This is a genomic window from Paenibacillus sp. 01T443, from assembly GCF_056398325.1.
Window position 1 is genome coordinate 1 of record NZ_JBFTPE010000084.1, and the last position, 431, is coordinate 431.

The 431-nt window shown below is 63.6% G+C and carries 1 protein-coding gene; it reads right to left on the minus strand.

The features are described 5' to 3' along the window. Window positions 1-431: RHS repeat domain-containing protein (locus AC1DLI_RS34405; protein WP_477610226.1), on the minus strand; the 431-nt coding region annotated here is incomplete at both ends.

Here is a 431-nt window from a genome sequence, read left to right on the forward strand (position 1 = left end):
AGTCGAAGGTGTTCTTCGCGGTCACCGCGGCGGTCTCGGTGTGTCCGGAGTTCCCGTTCACCTGCCGTGTCGACTCGGTCTTCTGGACCGTGATGTTTCCTGCCCGGTCGAACGTGTTCTTCACGACTGTCCCTGCGGGACCATCCAACGAGAGCCCCGCAGATGGGTCCGTCTTGCGCTCCGTGAGCTGATTCGCCGGGTTGAACGTCGCGGAGAACTTCACCAGCTGTCCCGTGAGCCGGTCGGTGTCCGTCCCGCCGATCTGGTTGCCGTTCGCGTCGTACGAGTACGTCGCCTTGGCCCCATCGGTGCGCGTGGAACCGACCAGGCGTCCGAGCGGATCGTACGCATAGTCGGTGGTGAGGTTCTTCGTCGCCGATTCCTGCACCTGCTGGGTCGTGTTTCCTTCTCCGTCGTACGTGTACGCGAGG